Origin of the sequence: Bradyrhizobium sp. HKCCYLRH2047, from assembly GCF_051168175.1 — a bacterium.
Lineage (GTDB): Bacteria > Pseudomonadota > Alphaproteobacteria > Rhizobiales > Xanthobacteraceae > Bradyrhizobium.
This window is the reverse complement of sequence record NZ_JBNPUM010000027.1, coordinates 1-4,738: the sequence shown is the minus strand read 5'-3', so window position 1 is coordinate 4,738 and position 4,738 is coordinate 1. Positions and strand designations below refer to the sequence as shown.

Annotated in this window: 3 protein-coding genes; all 3 read right to left on the bottom strand. The window is 55.8% G+C overall.

Annotated elements, in window-relative coordinates:
- Positions 1–282: 282 nt before the first annotated feature.
- Complete coding sequence (locus tag ACQR1D_RS31845; protein ID WP_410051482.1) at positions 283–744, bottom strand: peptidoglycan recognition protein family protein; 462 nt, start codon at positions 742–744, stop codon at positions 283–285.
- Between the two features lie 1,022 nt (positions 745–1,766).
- Entirely contained in the window at positions 1,767–2,120 is a 354-nt protein-coding gene (locus tag ACQR1D_RS31840) for a hypothetical protein (protein ID WP_315805873.1), read from the bottom strand.
- A gap of 555 nt (positions 2,121–2,675) precedes the next feature.
- Positions 2,676–3,374: an N-acetylmuramoyl-L-alanine amidase gene (locus tag ACQR1D_RS31835; protein WP_316218925.1), complete on the bottom strand. Its 699-nt coding sequence runs from the start codon at positions 3,372–3,374 to the stop codon at positions 2,676–2,678.
- Between the last annotated feature and the right edge of the window lie 1,364 nt (positions 3,375–4,738).

The following is a 4,738-nucleotide window of genomic DNA, read 5'->3' as shown; positions in this document are numbered from 1 at the left end:
AGATGAAACGCCTGACCGCCGATTTCAATCGCGACTGGCCCGACGTGACCCGGACGCGCGAGAGCTTCGTGCTGGCGGAAAGATTTCCAATTGGTTCTTGACTTGGGTGCTTGCTCATCGAGCTGCGGCAGCCATCAATTAGCGAGTGGTCGCCAAAGGCTCGCAATTGTAAGTAATCGACAATGCGCACTCAGACAATAGCCCAGCCTTGTGAGGCCGGTGCTGGATACGGAAATGATGGTCTCACGTGGTCGAGTCCAGCCAGCGAAATATTAAACCCATCTATATCTCCCTCAGGATAGCTTCAATTTCGGGTATCAAGTTTCGCCCGGGGCAGTCGGTAGGGGCATGAAGTTTGTGGATAGTGACGCTGGACGTTGGAAGATTCCAACGAACTAAGAGCCACTTCAAAAGGCCCCGCAATGCCTCTCTTTGCTCTGGGCGTACCGCTTCATGTTCGAAGTCACCCTCGACAGCAATCTGAATGTACCCTCTAGGATCGTAGCCCGTATTAGTGTCACCGGCGAACCTTACATCCCGTCCCTCGGCGATTGAGCCCCTTGCGTCGATATAGAAATGATAAGGTACATCGGGCCAGGATGGTTTTGACTTTGATGGTGAGACTCGACCCGGCGACTGCGAGAATGCCTGCAAGCCGCGCATCTTCGCTTCGATGCTCGTCGAGATGTTACTGCGAACGCCCGTGTGATGTATAATAATACCAATGACAGTCTGGGCTGTCATTCCACCATTTGCCGATTTCGCTCGCCATTGTTCGCGCGAGATGATCTCCGGCTGTGCGCCCTGAGCTTCTGGGGTTCGGTCAGCAGAGGACCGCTCGGTACTGGTCGCGCTGCAATTCGAAAGGGTTGCAGCGAGCGCGAGTAACAAAACAAGCTGCTTCCCCATAGCCATTCCTTCGGGTCTGAAGTTCGAATGGAGCGTATTCGGGTGTTATTAGGAATACCTAGACGATGGTCAGGGCGGCCTAAGCCGGCCGATCGGCACCCAAGTTAGGCGCGATTCAGCAGCTATTTTTAAAGTACGCTGTTGGATATCCGCGCTGCTTGTATCCTTGTGCGGTGCTCTGGGCTGTGTCCCTATTCAGCGGGCCGACTCCAACACAGTACCAGCCGGCGCGGAAGTTGGGATAGTAATTACGAGCATTTGTGTCGATGAGTTGTGCTTGAAGCGCGCCGCTGACTCCACGGGCGACACTTAGATCTTCGGAGCAATATGCTATCGCGTAGTAACCGCACCTGCGGCCTCCTTCCGAGGGCGGGCTCGGCTGCGCAGGGTTGGGTGCTAAAGCGGCGTTGGGCGCCTGAAGCGCAGCGGGTGCTATAGCCGTTGCAGGTCGAGCACTCGAGTTGGCCCTCTCATTTTCAGAGTCGGCCCTTTCCAAGACGGCATTTGCGAAGCAAGGGCTTGAGCCGCTCTTCAACTCCCATACCATCTTGGCTTGAGCATTCGTAGTAAGAATGAGGTAGTAACAGGTAAACCCAGCGCCAGAGATCTGATAGTTTGATCCGCTTTCGCCCCTTGAACTCGTGATGGAGGCCTGACCGAGATTGGGTAAGCTAGCTTCGCGTGTCTGCCCGATCTTGTTGAAGACGATGTGCGGTCCAGGCGGACTGATCGAAACCCACACGCCGTCGAACATTTGCAAGGCATCGTCGGCGAGCGCACTTGCCGAGAAAGCCAATGATACGCTGGTCACTCCGGCAACGAGAAAGACGCGAACGCGCATCGCTCACTGCTCCGCGCTAGGGAGGATCTTTCTTGAAATGCGCAGACGGGAAACACACCGATGAGCCACCTTTGAGCTCCCAGGTCATCTCGCTATTGTTGATCTTGCCGACGAAGTATTGACACGAAAAGCCCTCGCCGGAGACCAGGAAGTTCGACCCGTTCTCGCCGTTTGATACCCGGATGGCCGCCTGTCCTAAGACAGGGAGGCTGGCTTCACGAGAGTTGAGGCCCACCTTGTTGAAGATGAAGTGCGGACCGGGCGGATTGACCGAAACCCAAACGCCGTTGAAAATGTCCAGCGCGTCCGCCCGAGCGTTAGCGGTTGCAAAAACAAGAAAGCACCCGAGAGCGACCAAAAAACAGCGCATTGCGCTTCCCCTTCAGGTTAATATACTAAGCTCAAAAAGCCGTATGCGCGGCATTGCCAAGGCTACAACCACTGCATTAGGATTTCCAGTGTTTTGACGAGGCCCAGACTGAGCATGGAATAAGGGCAGAGGGGGATAGTATGTTGATAGTTAGGGTATGGAAGATTGATTTCTTTTCGAAGCTTCTGGTGGCCGGCCTCTGGGCAGCCTTTTTCCTGCCTCAAGCCCAAGCGCAAACCCAAGGGCTTCTCGATGGTCGGTTGCTCGGCAACTGGCTCAAGAGTGGATCCGGAGACAATATTCGCTTTCTGTCAAATGGTGATTTGAACATTTCGTTTTCGGGGGCGGCAACCGTTTTCAACGGAGTCGGATCGGTCGAGAGGTGTGCCGATGGCGGTGCGAATATTTGCCTGGTCGGGCCGCGTTTTAGGTGCGCCTACCGGTATGCTTTTGCCGGTGAAGGACTAAATCTCTCATTCCGTACGGGTGGGCCGGACGTGGCCTGTAGAGCCGCGGCAGGCGATTACCGGCGGGTGGAGCCCTGAGCGACTGGGGCTACTTCCGATCTGAATTGTGCTCATCGAGCAGATCCGATGGGGCTTTTGATCCATTGGTCCCGCAAAACCGTCCGCTGACGGTTTGAGTGATGGCTTGAGCTATTTGCGCCTGAATTGTCTCCGTTTGAAGATTGATTTCGTCCGCTCGGTTGACGATCACGCCCGCCTCAAGGAGCAGAGCCGGATAGGGAGCGTCCTTCAGCACGGCTAACCGATCATTCAGATAGATCCCGCGCTGCCGATCAATGAGTTTTCGCCCTTCACCGGGAATCTTCATCGCATGGTGCAGCGAAGGCCGCAGTCCTTGCCTGATCAGTTCATCTGCCAAAAGCTGGGCAGCCGCTAAGCTCTCGGCAAACTTAGGGGTGAGCTCAGACAGGAAGATCGAAAAGCCGGAAAATTCGTCGCTGTAGTGGTTTGCTCGTCCGGCGAAGCTCCATTGATGGATAAACAACGGCTGAACTGAATCGTGATGAAGGGAGATAAATAGAGTTGGAGAATAGCGTTTAGCCTGGACGACTCGGTTGAGGAGCTGTTCTTGGCCTATGCCATGTACGACCAGCACGCTCACAAGGTACCCCGACCTTGCAAGTTCTAATGAAACCCTGCGAGCGAGGCTGAGGTTGAACTCAAACTCCGGCACGCCGCGCGCGCTAGTCGCTCCGGGTTGCTCAGGCGTGTGGCCGACGTCCAGCATCACCTTCACGATCGATGTGCAGTGCGGCACGGACACCGACTGTGGTGCTGCGGTGGGTATCAGGGCGATACTGCTAAGGCTGCTCGTGAGAAGCACAGTACGAAGGCAATACAATGCTCGCATGGAGGCCCTGGTCCAAAGCACCGCTTCTAATGCATTTGTCGATGGAGACCGATCCGATCCATCATACGGTTGAGTTCGAAGGAATTGTTAGCAGCCGTCACCACTGCGAAGCCGAGATAAGCAGGCTTTCAACTGGGAAATCCGCCTCGAATAGGCGCTTGCCAAGCAAGTTATATTCGTACCACAGGCATTTCGATCGTTGGACAACCAACTCTTCTCGGTTGCAGCCAATCTTGAAGAGCTTGCCGCGTCACCGTTGCTGCGAGCGTAAGCCTGAGCCGATGTATACAAAGCATCGAGATTTTGATCGAGCTGAGCTAGGCCGTCGTCTGAACAGACAGTTCTTTCCGCCTCATTCAATCGAGCGGAGCAGGAGAAGCTCGGAGAGACGGAGGGGCGAGGCGGTGGCGGAGGCGGCGGTAACGGGGCCGGCGCCGGTACTGGTACCGGTACTGGTACCGGGCTATCGGCTTGCTCGAAAGCAGCTGACTTGAAACAGACGTCCCCACCGCTCTTCAGCTCCCAGACCATTCTTGTCCGCTGGTTGGTGGTGAGTATCAGGTAAAAGCAGGTGAATCCTGGGCCCGAGATTCGGAAATTTGATCCGTCTTCTCCATTGGACGGACCTATCGTGGCTTGGCCAAGTATCGGCAAACTAGCCTCTCTTTGACCCAGGCTAATCATATTAAACACGACGTGCGGTCCTGGCGGATTTACTGCCACCCACACACCGTTGAAAATCTGCGTTGGGTCGCCCTGCGCCTGAGCGCCGACGGCTGAGGCCAGGAAGCTCAACGATACCAAGGTAATGGAACGACAAAACACTGTTTGCTCTGAACGTTTCTTCAATTCGGGTACTCAGTCTAATCCGCTCGCCAGCGGCTGATCAAGCTATACTCGACTGGACCGCGTCCGCTCCTCCCGAGGCCGGATCACTATCGCTGCACCATGTCCGATCCTCAAGTGTTGGTCGTCCGAACGCGTAGTTCCCCGCCTATTCAAGGGCTGCCGCGCGAGCGTCGTCCTGAATCGTAGTCGACAACATTGAACATCGGAGCTTCTGAACCTGGCTATGGCATTGAGGTGTATGGTCGTCGCAAGCGTCGCACTCGTTGCAAACCCATCGGCCGCTGCGCCGCCATCAGCCGCGCCGCTCGACGATGGCGCCGCGGTGGAGCGTGCGATCGGCGGCGCGAGATGAAACGCCTGACCGCCGATTTCAATCGCGACTGGCCCGACGT

Coding starts and splice junctions, on each gene's coding strand:
- ACQR1D_RS31845 (WP_410051482.1), bottom strand. CDS start 744: ATGACAGCCCAGACTGTCATTGGTATTATTATACATCACACGGGCGTT.
- ACQR1D_RS31840 (WP_315805873.1), bottom strand. CDS start 2,120: ATGCGCTGTTTTTTGGTCGCTCTCGGGTGCTTTCTTGTTTTTGCAACC.
- ACQR1D_RS31835 (WP_316218925.1), bottom strand. CDS start 3,374: ATGCTGGACGTCGGCCACACGCCTGAGCAACCCGGAGCGACTAGCGCG.